The following is a 590-nucleotide window of genomic DNA, read 5'->3' as shown; positions in this document are numbered from 1 at the left end:
CTGCATTGTGATGTACGGCCCCATATTCCAGTCCTCAAGCGACCGCTTAACCGGTTCGGGCCACACATCAAGGCGGCAGACGTGGCGATAATTAAGCAGGGTAATCGCCGCTTGATAGGCCGGGTGTTCCAGCCAGTCCAGCGCTTCATAGCGCTGCATCATGGCGACGGTCTCTGGTCCCAGCGCACCGCGCAGGCGGTTCAGTTCCTGCACCAGATGCGGCATATCGGCGACGGTGTTTTCAAGAATCAACGAGCGAATTGCACCAGGATGGTGCAATGCCACTTCTATCGCCAGCCATCCGCCCCACGAATGACCAAGCAGATGCACCTTACCGAGCCCCAGCGCCTGGCGGACGGTTTCCACTTCACGTACGTAGCGCGCCATGGTCCACAGACTGGCGTCATCCGGTCGGTCCGATTTCCCGGTTCCCAGTTGATCAAAGGCAATCACCCGGTAGCCGTGCTGTTTCAGGCAGGAGTGAGCCTCACGCAAATAGTCGCTGGGCAGCCCGGGTCCGCCGTTGAGGCAGAGGACGGTCTCATCGCCGTCACCAAATTGATAAGCCACGACGTTATAACCATCCACAG

1 protein-coding gene is annotated in these 590 nt (G+C 59.0%); it reads right to left on the bottom strand.

The window, feature by feature from the left end; translation table 11 throughout:
- The coding region (locus tag CWM53_RS00875; protein ID WP_227521680.1) for a proline iminopeptidase-family hydrolase at positions 1–588 on the bottom strand (588 nt) is incomplete at its 3' end.
- Positions 589–590 lie beyond the last annotated feature (2 nt).

The sequence above is a fragment of the Klebsiella sp. A-Nf5 genome (genome assembly GCF_002810545.1).
In the GTDB taxonomy this organism is placed as follows: domain Bacteria; phylum Pseudomonadota; class Gammaproteobacteria; order Enterobacterales; family Enterobacteriaceae; genus Klebsiella; species Klebsiella variicola.
Note: the sequence above shows the minus strand (reverse complement) of the source record. Positions and strands in the feature narration are given on the sequence as shown.